Origin of the sequence: Prochlorococcus sp. MIT 0801, from assembly GCF_000757865.1 — a bacterium.
Lineage (GTDB): Bacteria > Cyanobacteriota > Cyanobacteriia > PCC-6307 > Cyanobiaceae > Prochlorococcus_B.
In genome coordinates this window covers 489,412-504,543 of record NZ_CP007754.1, presented here as the reverse complement: position 1 = coordinate 504,543, position 15,132 = coordinate 489,412, and the positions used below count along the sequence as shown (strand labels likewise).

Here is a 15,132-nt window from a genome sequence, read left to right as displayed (position 1 = left end):
TTATTTATAAAGTTAAAAGGATGATAAATGAACAAAGTTCCAATTCAAATAATGGACTTAACAACGCTCAAAGCGGTTGTTTTTGAACTTTGCGAACTCATCGTTCCAAGTAGATTTGAGAATGCACAGCAAATTGATTCACATACTCTTCAATTAGGATTTAGAACACTTGAAAAACTTACATGGATTGAAATCAGTTGGCTTGCCGAGTCCCCAAGAATTGTCCAAATACAACCTCCAAAAAGATATGGCGAAAAAAGTACATTAGCGAAACAACTAAAACATTTATTATTCAATTTAGCTTTGGTAAAAATAGAACAAACTGGTTTTGAAAGAATAGTTAAGTTTAAATTCTCTAGCAGACCTGGTAAAGAAATTGAGAAAGAGTTGGTAGTTGAGTTAATGGGGAAACACAGTAATATTTTACTTTTAGACAAATCAAACAAAGTAGTTACTCTTGGGAAAAAAATAAAAGAAAACCACTCAAGACTAAGGCCAATAGGAACTGGAGATAATTACAAATCTCCTCCAGCCCTTAAAGGATTAGCTCCTAACCTCTCTGAATCATTTCATTCATGGAAAGAGAATATATGCTTGGTTCCATCAACATTTAAGAATTGTCTTAAAGACACTTATCAAGGAATAAGTCCAGCTCTTACATTACAAATTGCAAGCAATGATTACAATGAAGCAATTAATATAATTAACCAATCAGTAACCAGTATTGAATTAAATACATGGGAGGCAATATATAAAAGATGGAAGAAGTGGCTAGTAGATATTGAGAATAATAATTATACTATCAATTTCAAAGGACCAACTGATTTTATAGTATGGGGAGAAGTGAAATCAAGGGTTGAGAATACACAAATTGGTCTTAGACTTGGCATATATTATTCAAATAAAATTATAGATAAGAAAATAAATTCTATTAGAGATAAATTAAAATATGATCTCCAAAAGTCAAAAGATGATGAAATTAGAAAACTAGACGAGCAAAGTTTACTAATTAAAAATATTTCTGAATATATATCCATGCAAAGCAAAGCTAATAATATTCTTACTTTAAAATCTCCAACGAAGAAGCAAATAATTGAGGCTCAGAATCTATTCAAAGAAGCTAAAAGAAAAAAAAGATCTAGAGAGTCAATCATGCATAGAGTCGAATTTCACAAAAAGAAAATATCTGAGATTGACTATTGTGAGTTATTTCTTGATTCATTAATGTATGAGGATAATGAGGCTAATAAAAATAAACTAGATTCAATTATTGAACTTAAAGAAGAAGTAGAAGAATATATATGCATTAAAAAAAATTCATCGAAGTTTAAATCAAATAGAAAAAATGAACAGGTTTCGACTATAAAAGAGATTCAAAGTCCTAGCGGTCTAAAGATTCAAATAGGTTCCAACAATAGGCAAAACGAATTAATTAGTCTAAGGAAAGGAAAAAAAGGAGATCTTTGGTTTCATGCCCAAGAGACACCTGGAAGCCATGTCGTACTTAAATCATCCAATGGACTTTTTGATAATAAAGATATTGAATTGGCTGCTGATCTTGCTTCTTTCTTTAGCCGTGCGAGAGGCAACAAACTTACACCAATAATTATGGTTCCAATTGAGAATCTACAAAGGATATCAGGATCCTTACCTGGCACTGTTAGTCATAGGGGTGGGAAGGTCCTGTGGGGAAAAGCTGAGAGAGCTGCGAAATATTTCCACCAGAAGTGAACTTCAATGACTTACTATCAGCTTCATTAGACCAGTTTAAAATGATTGACTTTTTGCTAGGAACTCATGAGTTTCTTGGTAATCACACTTTTCCAGAGTTTTTAATTGGATATTTATTTGGTGCTGCTTTAATTATTGGTGCTCCAACAGTATTTCTTTTATTAGCATTTACAAGCGCTTTAATGAAAACCAACGGAAAAATGGGTGGTTATAAAGAATATGCTAGTTATGGTGAATCTTCACTAAATGATTGTCCTCCTTTTATTTTGCCTGACCCAACAAAAAACAAGTAAAAAACTTCATTCATACATAGGCATCATCAATAATTTATCTATTTATCACTTATAAAATATCTAGCAAAATTTCTTATTTACTACTTACAAACTCAATTTCCTACTAAAATAAGCCTATTAAGCTAAATCAACCTGAATAGCTCCAACAAAAACGAAAATATTTTCAAAGCTCCTCCTCCAATAAGGATCAAGGAAAAAGCCAATTCATATGAGGCCACTCAACCTCTTGAGATGCCTTTGGTTGATCATCTTGAAGAACTTCGTCAAAGGATCCTAAAAAGTCTTATTGCAGTTCTTCTTTCATCAGGTTTTTGTTTGTTATTTGTTAGGAAGCTTGTACAAACATTAGAGATACCAGCGGGCAAAATACAATTTTTACAAGTGGCACCCGGTGAATTTTTATTTACTTCAATAAAAGTTGCAGGTTATGGAGGGCTTACTCTCTCTCTTCCTTTCATACTTTACCAATTTTTAAAGTTCATCCTTCCTGGTCTAACAAAAAAAGAGAAGCTTTTAATAGCACCATCAGTGGCAGGTTCAGCAATTTTATTTTTCTTAGGAATTTTCTTTGCTTGGAAGGCTTTGATACCTGCAGCCTTGGGATTTCTAATAAATTATGGTGCCGATGTGGTTGAACCATTGTGGTCAATAGAAAAATATTTAGATTTTGTCCTTCTACTAATGCTTTCGACTGGTTTAGCCTTCCAATTACCAATACTTCAATTAATTTTAGGTTTCTTTGAAATAATTTCTTGGAAAAAGATGTTATCTGCGTGGAGATTGGTAGTGATGGCCTCAGCCATTGCAGGAGCTGTTTTAACTCCATCAACCGATCCAATAACGATGCTTCTTTTATCAGCATCGATAACTTTATTGTTTTTTGTTGGGATTGGTTTAGTTGCCTTAACAACAAATCTCAAAGGACAAATTCGTCCATCCTTTGATCCCTAGGGAAAGCCAATGTAAGCGCCTTACCTAGTCTTGGTCTAGCTTGAACATTTTCAAGCCAATTTCTAACAAAACTTGATAGGCCTGCACGGTTAATTATTTCTAAGGTTCGATTTAAATTTTCTTTAAAAGTCTCTTCATCAATTGGAAAAGACTGTTGTTCTAAAAATCCCCACATCATTTGCAAATATATCTGGTCTCTTTTTATTAACAATCGCAAATCATACGTTACACCCCAGCGTCTTCTTAAGCAGTCCATTACTTCTTCTGATTCCAATGGAATTGAAGAAGAGAAACGACCAGAATTTGACTCGTTAAATTCAAAACTCATTTCAAAACCTAGTCTTGGCAGAGATTAATAACCCTTTATGTGTCCATTCTGGTCTAATATCTATACATAGGTGAACGTCTGTAATGACACAAATGACAACTGCAGATGTGCCCTCAATGGGCAGAAGGCAGTTCATGAATCTACTTACCTTTGGAACAGTTACAGGGGTTGCTTTAGGAGCGTTATATCCAGTAGCCCAATACTTCACTCCATATAGGGCTGGTGGTGGTGGTGGTGGAACAAATGCAAAAGATGAGTTAGGAAACAATGTAAGTGCAAGTGGTTGGCTATCAACCCATCCAGTTGGAGATAGGAGTTTGGTCCAAGGACTCAAAGGTGATCCAACCTACCTAATAGTTGAAGGCGAGGATGCAATTACTAGTTACGGAATCAATGCGATTTGTACTCACCTTGGTTGTGTAGTGCCATGGAATAGCGGAGCAAATAAATACATGTGTCCATGTCATGGAAGTCAATACGATTCCACAGGAAAAGTTGTTAGAGGACCAGCCCCTCTATCTCTAGCTATAGCTCATGTCTCAATTGAGGATGATCAAGTTCTAGTAAGTCAGTGGACAGAAACTGATTTTCGAACTGGTACTGATCCTTGGTGGGGATGATCAATAAATGAAAAAAAACTTTTATACCATTTCTAAAACCATGAGTCGTTCATTAAAACTTCTTATCTTTTCAGTTTTTATTGGATTTTCAATCTTTTTAATTCCTCAACCAACTTGGGCCTACCCATTTTGGGCTCAACAAAAATTTGAAAATCCTAGAGAGGCAACTGGAAAAATTGTTTGTGCTAATTGTCATGTCGCTAGTATGCCAACAAGAGCTGAAGTGCCTCAGGCAGTTGCTGCTGATAGTGTTTTCAAAACAGTCGTAGAGATACCATACAAAAAGGACTTACAAGAGATAGGAGCTGATGGAAGCAAAGTTCCTCTCCAAGTTGGAGCTGTTGTAATGCTTCCAGATGGATTTAAACTTGCTCCTCAAGAAAGATGGACAGATGAAATAAAAGAAGAGACACAAGGTGTCTACTTCACCCAATACAGCGAGGAACAAGAAAATATTATTTTAGTAGGTCCTTTACCAGGGGATCAAAATAGAGAGATTGTATTCCCTGTATTATCACCTGATCCAAGAAAAGACAGCAATTATAATTTTGGAAAGTATTCAATTCATGTAGGAGGTAATAGAGGAAGAGGTCAAGTTTATCCGACCGGAGAGAAGAGCAATAACAATTTGTTTACTGCAACAAATTCAGGGACCATAACTTCAATAGAAACTAAAGAAGATGGAACACAAATAATTAATCTAAACAATGAAGAAGGAGAAAGTTTTACTGAAAATCTTCCTGCTGGGACTTCATTATTAATAAAAGAAGGTGACACTATTGAGAAAGGTGCAAAATTAACTGAAGATCCCAATGTTGGAGGTTTTGGTCAACTTGACAAAGAAATAGTTTTACAGAGTAAAGCAAGAGTTATTGGAATGATAATTTTCTTTATTGGAGTTGGCTTATCCCAAATAATGCTAGTTCTTAAAAAGAAACAAGTAGAAAAAGTTCAAGCTGCAGAAGGAATATAAATTCAAATAGTTGATGGAACATATTTTTTTAGCGCTTAGATCACCTGGGCCTGAGTTGTTTCAATTGGGGCCTTTTTCATTAAGGTGGTATGGATTGCTGATAGCTGTTTCCGTTTTATTAGGTCTAAATTTATCAGGTGATTTGGCCTTAAAAAAAGGATTAAAAAAAAGCCTTATTAATGATTTACTTCCTATTTTAGTTTTGGCATCTGTGATTGGTGCAAGAATTTATTATGTTGCATTTGAATGGAGAAATTACACTGGCAAAAACTTCTGGAGTTCTATTAATTTCCTGAACTTAAATATTCCTATTCCCAGTGTGCTAGAAATTTGGGGAGGAGGAATTGCAATTCATGGGGCACTGATACTGGGTACATTATCCATTATATTTTTTTGCCGGTGGAGAAAAGAACCTTTCTGGGATGTTATTGATGTTTTAGTCCCCTCAGTTGCATTAGGCCAAGCAATAGGTAGATGGGGAAATTTTTTTAATAATGAAGCTTTTGGTATACCTACAAATTTACCTTGGAAATTATTTATACCTTATAGATTTAGACCTGAAATATTCTCAACACAAGATTATTTTCATCCTACCTTTCTTTACGAATCAATATGGAATATTTTTGTTTTTGGCATACTGATATTTCTTTTTAGAAAGGCAAATAAAAGAGAACTTAAGCTACCGCCCGGTAGTTTAAGTTGCTTGTATTTAATCACTTACAGCTTAGGCAGATTGTGGATAGAAGCCTTAAGAACTGATCCTCTCTGCTTAGGTGGGGTTCCACCTTTTTGTGAAGGAGGACTACGAATCGCTCAATTAATTAGCTTATTTTTAATTAGTGCAGGTTCATTAGGAATATGGAGAATTTATATTTCTAAAAAAGCACTCCCAGATCCTTCCTTAATTAATGGGAGAAATCAATGAATCAGATTTCAATTGTAGGAGCAGGTCCAGGCGCTTTAGACCTAATGACAATAAGAGCTCAACAAAGACTAAAATCAGCCGATGTTCTTGTTTGGACAGACTCTCTCATTCCTACTCAAATAACAAAACTTGTTAAAGATAATTGTGAAAAGATAAAGACAAGTTCATTAACTCTAGAAGAGATCCTTTTAATCTTAATTAAAAGGCACAAGGAAGGTAAAAAAATTGTTCGTCTCCATGATGGTGATCCTTGCTTATATGGAGCCGTATCAGAACAAATTTGTAGATTAAATGATGAAGGGATTGAGGTAGAAGTAGTTCCGGGAGTAAGTGCTTATCAAGCAACAGCAGCAACTTTAGGATTCGAACTAACTATTCCAGATTTAACCCAAACAATAATACTAAGCAGAGCTGATGGGAGGACCGGCAAACCAGAGAAGGAGAGTCTTCAAAAGCTAGCATCTATTCAATCTTCTTTATGCCTTTACCTAAGTGCAAGACATGTGGAAGAAGTGCAATCAATACTTATCAAGTATTATCCTGCAAATACACCAGTAGCAATTGCATATAGAGTAACTTGGCCAGACGAATGGATAAAAGTTATACCTTTGGCTGAGATGGCGAAAACATCTCGAGAACAAAATTTAATCAGAACAACATTATATATAATTAGTCCAACATTAAAGATCGGGAATAATAGATCAAAACTTTATAGTCCCACTCATTCACATTTATTTAGGTCTAGTTAAATAGAAAAAATTTTGGAATATATTTTAAAAATTATTTAAATCAGAGACAAATTATCTTTTAGAGACAAACCTCTTTACAGAGCCTTTAGAATAAATTTAATACCCAAAAGGTGTTTAATTGGAAAAAAGTGAAGAAAGGAAAAGCGATAGAACTCATGTCGCAAATAAACAACCTCCATTACAAACTGTTGGTGAGTTTCTCAGAGAAGCCAGACAAGGCAGAAATCTTTCAGTAGAGGATCTATCTTCTTCTCTTAGAATTGGTAAAGAACAACTGATTGCACTTGAATCAGGAGATGAAAAATCACTTCCTGAAAAAGTTTTCATTAGAGCAATGGTTCGAAGAATAGCCGAGAAGTTGAACTTAGATACAAGTTTTATTCTTGAAGAACTTTATGAAAAGAAAAATAATGAGCCTAAATCTAATCCTGTAATTAAGAAAAAAAATACCAGGGAAAATAGAAATTTCAATCCAGTTAGTTTAGTAATTTTATCAGGTGCTTTAGGATTATTTACTTCAGTTATGGTATTAAATTATATTCAAGGAGTTCAAAATGATTCGATTAATCCACAGCAAAGTGATATCTTTTTATTAGACAAAAAGATATTTTCTTAAAGGATATTAATATCAACATGCTTAATTTTCTTAATTAGTAAAATCGCCTTAGTTAAGCTCCATTTCTCAAGATCTAAGTTTTGGCCTAAGTCATTAGGAATCAGTTCTATGTTAACTTTTCTATTATGAGCTTCAACAACTATCTTTGATATCAAAGGTTCTGGCCTTCTATCTAAAGAGCATGCTAAGCGAAGAAGTAAAGACATGTCAGAAACCAAGCTTCTTTGACTTTCATCAACCAATAATTGCCAAGATTCATGTCTTTTTTTTGGAAGACTTTTCCTGTGATACCTTGCTATAGCAGCGACCATTAAATGCTCACTTTGGGAATACCCTAATAGCTCTCCATGTCTAATTAAATACCAGGAATGCTTGTGATAGGCACTTATATTGATATGTTTTCCACAAGCATAAAGTTTGGCTGCTGCCCACAAAAGATCTCTACCTTCACCATTATCATTATGTAAAGTCCCCCTTGTCTGATCATAGAAAGTAAGGGCAAATTCTGATACCTTTTTTGATCGTTTTGAGTTAACACCAAATCTTTTCGATTGATGAATAACTGTTCTTTCTCTTATTGATCCTTGAAAGCTCAACTGATCTTTTAAATAATTATTTCGACACATCCAATCAACAACTAGTCCTTCTCGAAGAGCTCTCTCACTTAAAATAATTTCATTAACATTAACCATTGTCATTATAGTTTGTAGAATCAAAGCTCCAGGGACAATAATTTCAGATCTTCTTTCACTTAATGAGGATAATTGACTTCGTTCAGAAGGTGTCATTTTTATTAACTGACTAATAATTACATCTAAATTATTTTTTTGAATTTTATATCCTTGTAATTTTGATTGAATATGATTTTCTTTGTTAGCTAGTAATGCACCGATAGCCATAGCAGTTCCACTAGTTGCAACCAAAACTGGAGTTTCACCTACTTCAATCCTCTTAGATACTTTGTCAATTGCAGACTCCATAGAGCCTCTGATGAATGACCTTAAAAATAATTCAGTCTGAGAGGATATTGGATCTTTTTTAATAAATTCTCTTTGTAATCTTACTGCTCCAATCTTTGTACTTGTTAATGCTCGTGCCTCAGCACTATCAGCAAGGATTAATTCTGTAGAACCTCCTCCAATATCAAGAACAAGATGAGGTTTATTTTCAAATTGCATCCCTGAAAGTACACCTAGATAAATCAATCTTGCCTCTTCCGCTCCGCTTATCAATTCAACATCTAAGCCTATCTTCTTTTTTATTTCAGAAATAAATTTTTTTCCATTTGGTGCTTCTCTAACCGCACTTGTAGCGGCAATAATAAGGCTTTCAACTTTATAACTTTCAGATAAATCCTTAAACCTCGTTAATGTTGAAAAAGCCCTATTCATAGCAAGGGAAGTAAGTTCTCCCGTCTGAGGATCTCTTTCTCCTAGTCTTGTCGTAGATTTTTCTGCCAGTTCAATACTAAAAGTATTTAATTTTCGCTCAAGCTTTGCAATTAACAAATGAGTTGAGTTGGTGCCAATATCAATTGTTGCCACACGGCATAACTCAGCATCTTGATTTTCCCCAAGATCCAATTCAATAAAATTCCTTTCAGAGGAATTATTTATTGAGTCACCTAACATGAATGAGTAGGTTTAACCTCAATACTCTGACACCCTCAGTACCCCATTGAGAAGACCTTAAAAATCATTATCAATCTGAATTTTAGTGAATAATCTTCTTACCCACAAAATGGGATATTATCTTCAACTTCTTAGATGGAACAAACCCAGTGGAAGATTGATACTTTTCATCCCCGCCGGGTGGTCTCTTTGGCTAACTCCTACAGCCCCTCCTTCTCTATTTTTGTTGGGAATAATAATTTCAGGTGGATTATTTGTAAGTGGTGCAGGATGTATTGCTAATGATATTTGGGACAGAAAGTTTGACAAGAAGGTATTGAGAACAAAAGAGAGACCATTAGCTAATGGCAAAGTTTCTCTAAAGTCTGCATGGATACTGCTAATTTTAATGTTGTTCTTAAGTCTATTTATAGTTCTTTCAATCCCACAAGAAAGTAGAAATTTATGCCTTCTACTTGCATCCTTATCATTACCTTTTATTTTCTTATATCCATCAGCGAAAAGATGGTTTAAATATCCCCAACTTATTCTTTCTATTTGCTGGGGGTTTTCAGTTCTAATACCTTGGGCAGCAAGTCAATCTTCTTTAGCAGGAGGACTAACATTGATATTTTGTTGGCTTGCAACTATTTTCTGGACTTTCGGCTTTGATACTGTTTATGCAATGGCAGATGAAAGAGAAGACAAACTAATTGGTCTAAATAGCAGTGCGATCAGTCTCGGAAGAAAGTCAATAAAAACAGTTTCTTTTTGCTATTCTTTAACTTGTTTTTTTCTAGGTCTTGCTGCCTTTAAAGCAGATTTGGGATTAATATATTGGCCTTTTTGGTTGATAACTACTTTAGGAATGCAAAGAGAGGTTTTTTTATTAAGTTCAAAATCAAAATGTATTAAGACTTCAGGTTTGCATTTCAGCAATCAAGTTAGGCTTGGAAGTTTATTACTTCTTGGCATGATCTTCAGCAAGATTAATTAATTAATATACTAATAAAGTTTCGCAGATGACGGAGCCCATAAAGAAAGGCGATCTTTTCCACATAGTTGCGGCAAGTTCGCCAATAACCCAAAAAGAAGATCTTCACTCTGGGATCAAAGTCCTTCAGGAGTGGGGATTAATATGTAACCATATCAATGAAATAGATAGGTCATGGGGTTATCTAGCAGGTAGTGATGAAGTTAGATTTAATGAATTACACTCAAACAATCATTACCCTCTTTTGGCTTTTGCTAGAGGTGGGTGGGGATCGGCAAGACTGCTAGAAAAAAAACAACCATGGAAAGAAGGTTGGATGATTGGCTTCTCTGATTTGACTTCCATACTTCTTGCACGTCTAGCCGGTGGATTTCAAGGAGGCGTTCATGGTCCACTAATTACAACATTAGGTTCCGAACCAGATTGGAGCAAAGATAGGCTTAAATCAATTTTGTTTGGCAACTATGTACCAGATATTTATGGAGACCCGTGGGGAGGCGGGATCTCAAAGGGGCCTCTAATAGTTGGCAACCTAACTGTCCTGACTCACTTAATTGGGACTGAACATCTTCCAAATTTCAAAAAATCCATTTTAATCATCGAAGATATTGGAGAAGCTCCGTACAGGATTGACAGGATGCTAACTCACTTAAGATTAGCTGGAATTCTACAACAGCTATCTGGCCTAGGTTTTGGCTCGTTTATAGGTTGTGATAATGAGAAGAACGTCGACGAAACAAAGACGTTTAAGCTTATTGATATTTTCAAAGATCGAACACAAGACCTTAAAATTCCAATTGTTTCAAGTCTGCCCATTGGACATTGTTGTGGCAATGCATCACTTCCACTAGGTAGTCAAGCTATCTTGAATGGCGATAAAGGAAGTCTTAGTCTTTTAAACTAGATAATAGAGACTCTGCAATTACGAGATCAAATGGAGTTGTCACTTTAATATTTGAAGGGCCTGCATCATATATTTTCACTGGCAATCCCAAACGTTCAAACAAGGATGCATCATCGGTTACATTCCATCCTTTGGCGATTGCTTCACTGTGAGCATGCTTCAGTTTATTCACTGGAAAACCTTGAGGTGTTTGTGCCGCCCATAAATCTGAGCGAGGAGGGCTCTCAATAATCTCACCATCTTTATCAACCTTCTTTATGGTGTCAGTTACCTGTGCCGCAGCAATAACAGATTGCCCCTTGGAAACAATCTTTGAGATTTCATCAAAAACGAATGGTCTCACCAAGCATCTTGCCCCATCATGAATCATCACAGACTTAGCACTATACGGAAGGGCCGCCAATCCCAGTTGAACTGACTGCTGTCTAGTGCATCCTCCATTGATCCATTGAACTGACTTTACTGAGTTATCAAGGATTGAACAAATGGAGTCTTTATCTTTGGGTTGTCCAATAATTCCAATCCAAGAAATTGTTTTAGCCTCGAAAGCTGCTTTCAAAGTCCACTCTAAAACCGTCTTACCTGCAACCTTCAAAAGGAGTTTATTTCTATCAGCACCCATTCGACTTCCACTCCCTGCAGCCGCAATTAACAAATGCAAAACTGATCCCCCTTCATTGATTATTTATTCAATATATTCCACCGGTAAAAATAACTATTTTTACTGGTCTAGCTTAAAGTCTTTTCAAAAAGCAAGTAGCTCAATAGTAAGTTAAATAAAATAAGCATCCCATTCTAAGGATTTTAAAATCATAAGATTATGACATTATCAAAATTACTTGAAGGTCAGACTGCGCTTGTAACTGGCGCAAGCAGGGGGATTGGTAAGGCAATTGCGATTTTGCTAGCGAAGGAAGGAGCAGAAGTAATCATCAATTATTCTTCATCTTTGGAGAATGCAAATAAAGTCGTATCAGAAATAAACTCCTTTGGAGGAAAGGGATACCCCCTTCAAGCTGATATTTCTAGTGAAAACTCGGTAAATGAATTAATAAAAACAGTATTGGAGAAAAATAATAAAATTGATGTTCTGGTCAACAACGCAGGGATAACTAAAGATGGCCTTTTAATGAGAATGAAAACAGACGATTGGCAAAAAGTTTTAGACCTTAACTTGAGTGGTGTTTTTTATTGCACAAGAGCTGTATCAAGGCAGATGTTGAAGCAAAGAAAAGGAAGAATTATCAACATAACGTCTGTAGTTGGGTTAATGGGCAACCCAGGGCAAGCAAATTATTCTGCAGCCAAGGCAGGAGTGGTAGGTCTCACACAAAGTGCTGCAAAAGAATTTGCGAGCAGAGGGATCACTGTAAATGCAGTTGCTCCTGGTTTTATTTCAACTGATATGACAAAAGATCTGAACAGTGAATCAATCCTTTCTGCAATACCGCTTGGACGATTCGGGAACCCTGAAGATGTTGCAGGAACAGTGAGGTTTTTAGCAGCAGATCCTTCCGCTTCTTACATAACCGGTCAGGTAATTCAAGTTGATGGTGGAATGGTTATGAGTTAACCAACTAGTTCGCCAACTGCTGACAATCCAGCTATAAAATTGAATCGATAATTTCTTTGAAAGTTATAACTTAGGTTCAAGCTATAATGTCAACTAATTGATCCTTTCAAAAAATAGATGTGACTGAGAGAAAAGCAGATCAGAAAAAAGAAGTATCTAAATTGAACATCATCCCAGTTCAAATTACTTTAGGTGAAACCGCAGAAATTTTTACTATCAATAGCAATAAATCTAATAAGCCTTCTCCCGCTCAAATAATTAATCAAGCACTAAACTTTCATTCACAAGGCAACATTTCAGAAGCAGCAAAGTATTATCAATATTGTATAAATCAAGGATTTAATGATCACAGAGTTTTTTCTAATTATGGAGCAATTTTAAAAAGTCGTGGGAACTCAAGTGAAGCAGAATTTTTTACACGTAAGGCAATTGAACATAATCCCAATAATGCTATGTATTATTTCAATCTTGGAAATATTTTACAAGAACTATCAAAGTTAAAAGAAGCAGAGTTTATGCATAAAAAAGCAATAAAACTTAATCCAAATTTCACAAAGGCTTATTACAATCTTGGAAATATATTAAAAAGTCTAGGTAAATTAAAAGAAGCTGAATTATCAATAAGAAAATTTATTGAACTTAAACCTGATTTAGCCGAAGCCCATGCCAGCTTAGGTAAGATATTAAAAGATCTTGGTAAATTAAAAGAGGCCGAATTATCTACTCGTAAAGCGATACAACTTAATCCTGACTTTGTCGATGCATATTCCTTACTTGGAAGAATTTTAAAAGACCTTAATTAGCTAATGAAAAATAATAAAACTGTAATTTTAGGACTTCATTTTGGGCATGATGCCGGTATTGCTATATTAGTGAATGGTATTCCTAAATGTAATTTAATTAGAGAAAGATACAACAGAGCAAAGCATTCATTTGGAATTAATGTTTCACATATTGAGGAATCCTTATTAAATGCAGAATTAGAAATAGAAGATATTGATATGATTGCTATTACTTCTACTCAAGCTTATGAACTTGTAGTGGTTGATCGACCTAAAGAATTACAAATTGAATATGGAGAGCACCCTAACAAGAAAATAAAATCAATTCTTTATAATGAGAATTTCAATGAAAATAATAATAATTTTAATACTCGTTTGGGTGGTTCCATAATTAATAATGTTTATTGTGATGATTTAGTAGCATCAAGAAGTTATAAAAATCAATTTCCTGAGTATAAGAAAGTAAAAAAAGAGGACTTAGGCATAAAAAAATCATTGAGAGATTTTGCTGAACTTAATTTTTGGAAACAAGAAATGGGTTTAAAAGATATTTCTGATTTAAAGATTAAAAATTTATTAAATGAAAAAGAAAAATCAGAATCTCTTTTTCACTTTCCCCTAAGAGTTACTTTAAAGGGGAGAAGCATACCTGGCGTTGCTATTCAACATCATGCTGCTCATGCTGCATCTGCTTTTTATAACTGTACATCTAAGAATTCTATAATTCTCACTCATGATGGAGGATTGCTAGAAACTGGTCCTCTTAACGGAATGATTTTTTATGGAGAATCAAATAAAATTCTTCCTATTTTTCCACATCATCTTACTATTGGTGATTTATATATTCGAGTTGGAAATTTCTTAGGGTTTGACTATTTTGGAGCAGCTGGGAAATTGATGGGTCTAGCCCCTTATGGTAAACCTATTTTTTTCAATGAAGACATGGTTGGTAATACTTACGACCTGCGTTTCAGAGGTATAAAAAATTTAAGAAAAAGTTGGCTAAAAAATTGCATAAAATTAGCTAAATCAATGGGATACGATCTCGATCCAATAGGAAATTGTAACCGAATTCTTGAACCTATATGCATTGACATTGCAGCTAGTACTCAAAAACTTTTCGAAAGAACTTTATTACAAACAGTCGAAAGTATTTCAAATATTTGTCTTAACAACGAAATTGATATTGATACTATTTGCTATGCAGGTGGTACAGGACTAAATTGCCCTGCCAATTCACTTTTATTTAAAGAAAGTGCTTTTAAAAATATCTATATTCCTCCTTTTTGTGATGACAGTGGATTATCTTTGGGAGGAGCTCAATATGCTTATCACCATGTACTAGACAACCCTAGTCTAGAAATTTCAAATAAATCATATTTATCTCTTCCTTATCTTGGTTTAAAAAATAGTAAAAATAGTATTAATGAAGCAATTAAAAGCTTTCAAGATCAAATAAATATCGAAGACAATATTAATTGTGAACAATCAGCAGCGATAGACCTTCATGAAAATAAAATCATCGCTTGGTTTGAAGGTCGCAGCGAAATAGGACCTCGTGCTCTGGGACATCGTTCACTATTGAGCAATCCCACTTACTCTGAAAATTGGAAACGCATGAATGAGTTAAAACAAAGAGAAAAATGGCGTCCTTTCGCACCTGCAGTTTTGAAAGAAGATGTTGATATGTACTTTAGTGGGTTGCAAAATGAGTCTCCATTTATGCTTTTCACTGGTCAAGTTCTAAAAAATAATCTGCCTGCAATTACTCATGTCGACGGTTCTGCACGGGTTCAAACTGTTACAGTGGAAACAGGTGGACTATTTTTAATACTTAAGAAATTTAAAGAACTATCAGGATGTTCAGTTGTACTTAATACATCATTTAATGGTCCGAAAGAACCTATTGTTGAGAAACCTGCAGAAGCTATTAATTTCCTTGTAACTACAAAACTTGATGTACTTTATCTAAATGGAAAAAAAATAACCAGAAAATAAACAGATATAAAAATTATATAACGAAATGAGTACTTACTATAAATTCATAGTTGATAATTATACAAGGTATCCGCAGACAATCCAT

Annotated in this window: 16 protein-coding genes; 13 read left to right on the top strand and 3 right to left on the bottom strand. The window is 34.6% G+C overall.

Annotated features, from left to right (window positions below; all coding sequences use genetic code 11):
- Positions 1 to 27: 27 nt before the first annotated feature.
- The 3 genes from EW15_RS02615 to tatC all read left to right on the top strand — a co-directional run bounded on the left by EW15_RS02615 (position 28) and on the right by tatC (position 2,975).
- Complete coding sequence (locus EW15_RS02615; RefSeq protein ID WP_038651548.1) at positions 28 to 1,731, top strand: NFACT RNA binding domain-containing protein; 1,704 nt, start codon at positions 28 to 30, stop codon at positions 1,729 to 1,731.
- A 41-nt stretch (positions 1,732 to 1,772) separates the two neighbouring features.
- The gene (locus EW15_RS02610; RefSeq protein ID WP_011294430.1) at positions 1,773 to 2,024 is read left to right on the top strand and encodes a hypothetical protein; all 252 of its coding nucleotides are present in this window, start codon (positions 1,773 to 1,775) and stop codon (positions 2,022 to 2,024) included.
- Positions 2,025 to 2,255: 231 nt separating this feature from the next.
- Complete coding sequence (tatC, locus tag EW15_RS02605) at positions 2,256 to 2,975, top strand: twin-arginine translocase subunit TatC (RefSeq protein ID WP_038651545.1); 720 nt, start codon at positions 2,256 to 2,258, stop codon at positions 2,973 to 2,975.
- Here tatC and EW15_RS02600 read toward each other — a convergent pair.
- The gene (locus EW15_RS02600; protein WP_038651542.1) at positions 2,941 to 3,303 is read right to left on the bottom strand and encodes a DUF3067 family protein; all 363 of its coding nucleotides are present in this window, start codon (positions 3,301 to 3,303) and stop codon (positions 2,941 to 2,943) included. The genes tatC and EW15_RS02600 overlap by 35 nt on opposite strands.
- Before the next feature lie 83 nt (positions 3,304 to 3,386).
- Between EW15_RS02600 and petC the strand changes: the two genes are divergently transcribed.
- The 5 genes from petC (at position 3,387) to EW15_RS02575 (ending at position 7,186) form a co-directional block, all read left to right on the top strand.
- Positions 3,387 to 3,923, top strand: coding sequence for a cytochrome b6-f complex iron-sulfur subunit (gene petC / locus EW15_RS02595; RefSeq protein ID WP_011294427.1), 537 nt, complete (start codon positions 3,387 to 3,389; stop codon positions 3,921 to 3,923).
- Positions 3,924 to 3,963: 40 nt separating this feature from the next.
- Complete coding sequence (gene petA / locus EW15_RS02590; RefSeq protein ID WP_225866595.1) at positions 3,964 to 4,896, top strand: cytochrome f; 933 nt, start codon at positions 3,964 to 3,966, stop codon at positions 4,894 to 4,896.
- A 13-nt stretch (positions 4,897 to 4,909) separates the two neighbouring features.
- A complete protein-coding gene (lgt, locus tag EW15_RS02585; RefSeq protein WP_038651536.1) occupies positions 4,910 to 5,821 on the top strand; it encodes a prolipoprotein diacylglyceryl transferase in 912 nt (303 codons plus the stop codon).
- A complete protein-coding gene (gene cobM / locus EW15_RS02580; RefSeq protein WP_038651533.1) occupies positions 5,818 to 6,570 on the top strand; it encodes a precorrin-4 C(11)-methyltransferase in 753 nt (250 codons plus the stop codon). The genes lgt and cobM overlap by 4 nt, the downstream gene beginning before the upstream one ends.
- A 118-nt stretch (positions 6,571 to 6,688) precedes the next feature.
- Positions 6,689 to 7,186 carry a RodZ family helix-turn-helix domain-containing protein gene (locus EW15_RS02575; RefSeq protein ID WP_038651530.1) on the top strand — a complete coding sequence of 166 codons (498 nt, stop codon included), beginning with the start codon at positions 6,689 to 6,691 and terminating at the stop codon, positions 7,184 to 7,186.
- On the opposite strand, the gene EW15_RS02570 is transcribed toward EW15_RS02575, so the two are convergent.
- Positions 7,183 to 8,817, bottom strand: coding sequence for a Ppx/GppA phosphatase family protein (locus EW15_RS02570; protein WP_038651527.1), 1,635 nt, complete (start codon positions 8,815 to 8,817; stop codon positions 7,183 to 7,185). The two genes, EW15_RS02575 and EW15_RS02570, sit on opposite strands and share 4 nt — an antisense overlap.
- A gap of 85 nt (positions 8,818 to 8,902) precedes the next feature.
- On the opposite strand from EW15_RS02570, the gene EW15_RS02565 reads away from it, so the two are divergent.
- Together EW15_RS02565 and EW15_RS02560 are read left to right on the top strand one after the other, a co-directional pair.
- Complete coding sequence (locus EW15_RS02565) at positions 8,903 to 9,793, top strand: 4-hydroxybenzoate polyprenyltransferase (protein ID WP_225866594.1); 891 nt, start codon at positions 8,903 to 8,905, stop codon at positions 9,791 to 9,793.
- 25 nt (positions 9,794 to 9,818) lie between these two features.
- Positions 9,819 to 10,694, top strand: coding sequence for an LD-carboxypeptidase (locus EW15_RS02560; protein WP_038651520.1), 876 nt, complete (start codon positions 9,819 to 9,821; stop codon positions 10,692 to 10,694).
- Here EW15_RS02560 and ispD read toward each other — a convergent pair.
- Positions 10,678 to 11,355, bottom strand: a complete 678-nt coding sequence (ispD, locus tag EW15_RS02555; RefSeq protein WP_038651517.1) for a 2-C-methyl-D-erythritol 4-phosphate cytidylyltransferase — start codon at positions 11,353 to 11,355, stop codon at positions 10,678 to 10,680. The genes EW15_RS02560 and ispD overlap by 17 nt on opposite strands.
- Before the next feature lie 159 nt (positions 11,356 to 11,514).
- On the opposite strand from ispD, the gene fabG reads away from it, so the two are divergent.
- The 3 genes from fabG (at position 11,515) to EW15_RS02540 (ending at position 15,047) form a co-directional block, all read left to right on the top strand.
- Positions 11,515 to 12,267, top strand: coding sequence for a 3-oxoacyl-[acyl-carrier-protein] reductase (fabG, locus tag EW15_RS02550; protein ID WP_038651516.1), 753 nt, complete (start codon positions 11,515 to 11,517; stop codon positions 12,265 to 12,267).
- Between the two features lie 119 nt (positions 12,268 to 12,386).
- Positions 12,387 to 13,070, top strand: a complete 684-nt coding sequence (locus EW15_RS02545) for a tetratricopeptide repeat protein (protein WP_052041155.1) — start codon at positions 12,387 to 12,389, stop codon at positions 13,068 to 13,070.
- A 3-nt stretch (positions 13,071 to 13,073) separates the two neighbouring features.
- Positions 13,074 to 15,047, top strand: a complete 1,974-nt coding sequence (locus EW15_RS02540; protein WP_038651513.1) for a carbamoyltransferase C-terminal domain-containing protein — start codon at positions 13,074 to 13,076, stop codon at positions 15,045 to 15,047.
- Positions 15,048 to 15,132 lie beyond the last annotated feature (85 nt).

What these genes read in the sequence shown, in the direction of transcription:
- EW15_RS02615 (WP_038651548.1), top strand. Translation starts at nt 28, where the DNA reads ATGAACAAAGTTCCAATTCAAATAATGGACTTAACAACGCTCAAAGCG.
- EW15_RS02610 (WP_011294430.1), top strand. Translation starts at nt 1,773, where the DNA reads ATGATTGACTTTTTGCTAGGAACTCATGAGTTTCTTGGTAATCACACT.
- tatC (WP_038651545.1), top strand. Translation starts at nt 2,256, where the DNA reads ATGCCTTTGGTTGATCATCTTGAAGAACTTCGTCAAAGGATCCTAAAA.
- EW15_RS02600 (WP_038651542.1), bottom strand. Translation starts at nt 3,303, where the DNA reads ATGAGTTTTGAATTTAACGAGTCAAATTCTGGTCGTTTCTCTTCTTCA.
- petC (WP_011294427.1), top strand. Translation starts at nt 3,387, where the DNA reads ATGACACAAATGACAACTGCAGATGTGCCCTCAATGGGCAGAAGGCAG.
- petA (WP_225866595.1), top strand. Translation starts at nt 3,964, where the DNA reads ATGAGTCGTTCATTAAAACTTCTTATCTTTTCAGTTTTTATTGGATTT.
- lgt (WP_038651536.1), top strand. Translation starts at nt 4,910, where the DNA reads ATGGAACATATTTTTTTAGCGCTTAGATCACCTGGGCCTGAGTTGTTT.
- cobM (WP_038651533.1), top strand. Translation starts at nt 5,818, where the DNA reads ATGAATCAGATTTCAATTGTAGGAGCAGGTCCAGGCGCTTTAGACCTA.
- EW15_RS02570 (WP_038651527.1), bottom strand. Translation starts at nt 8,817, where the DNA reads ATGTTAGGTGACTCAATAAATAATTCCTCTGAAAGGAATTTTATTGAA.
- EW15_RS02560 (WP_038651520.1), top strand. Translation starts at nt 9,819, where the DNA reads ATGACGGAGCCCATAAAGAAAGGCGATCTTTTCCACATAGTTGCGGCA.
- fabG (WP_038651516.1), top strand. Translation starts at nt 11,515, where the DNA reads ATGACATTATCAAAATTACTTGAAGGTCAGACTGCGCTTGTAACTGGC.
- EW15_RS02540 (WP_038651513.1), top strand. Translation starts at nt 13,074, where the DNA reads ATGAAAAATAATAAAACTGTAATTTTAGGACTTCATTTTGGGCATGAT.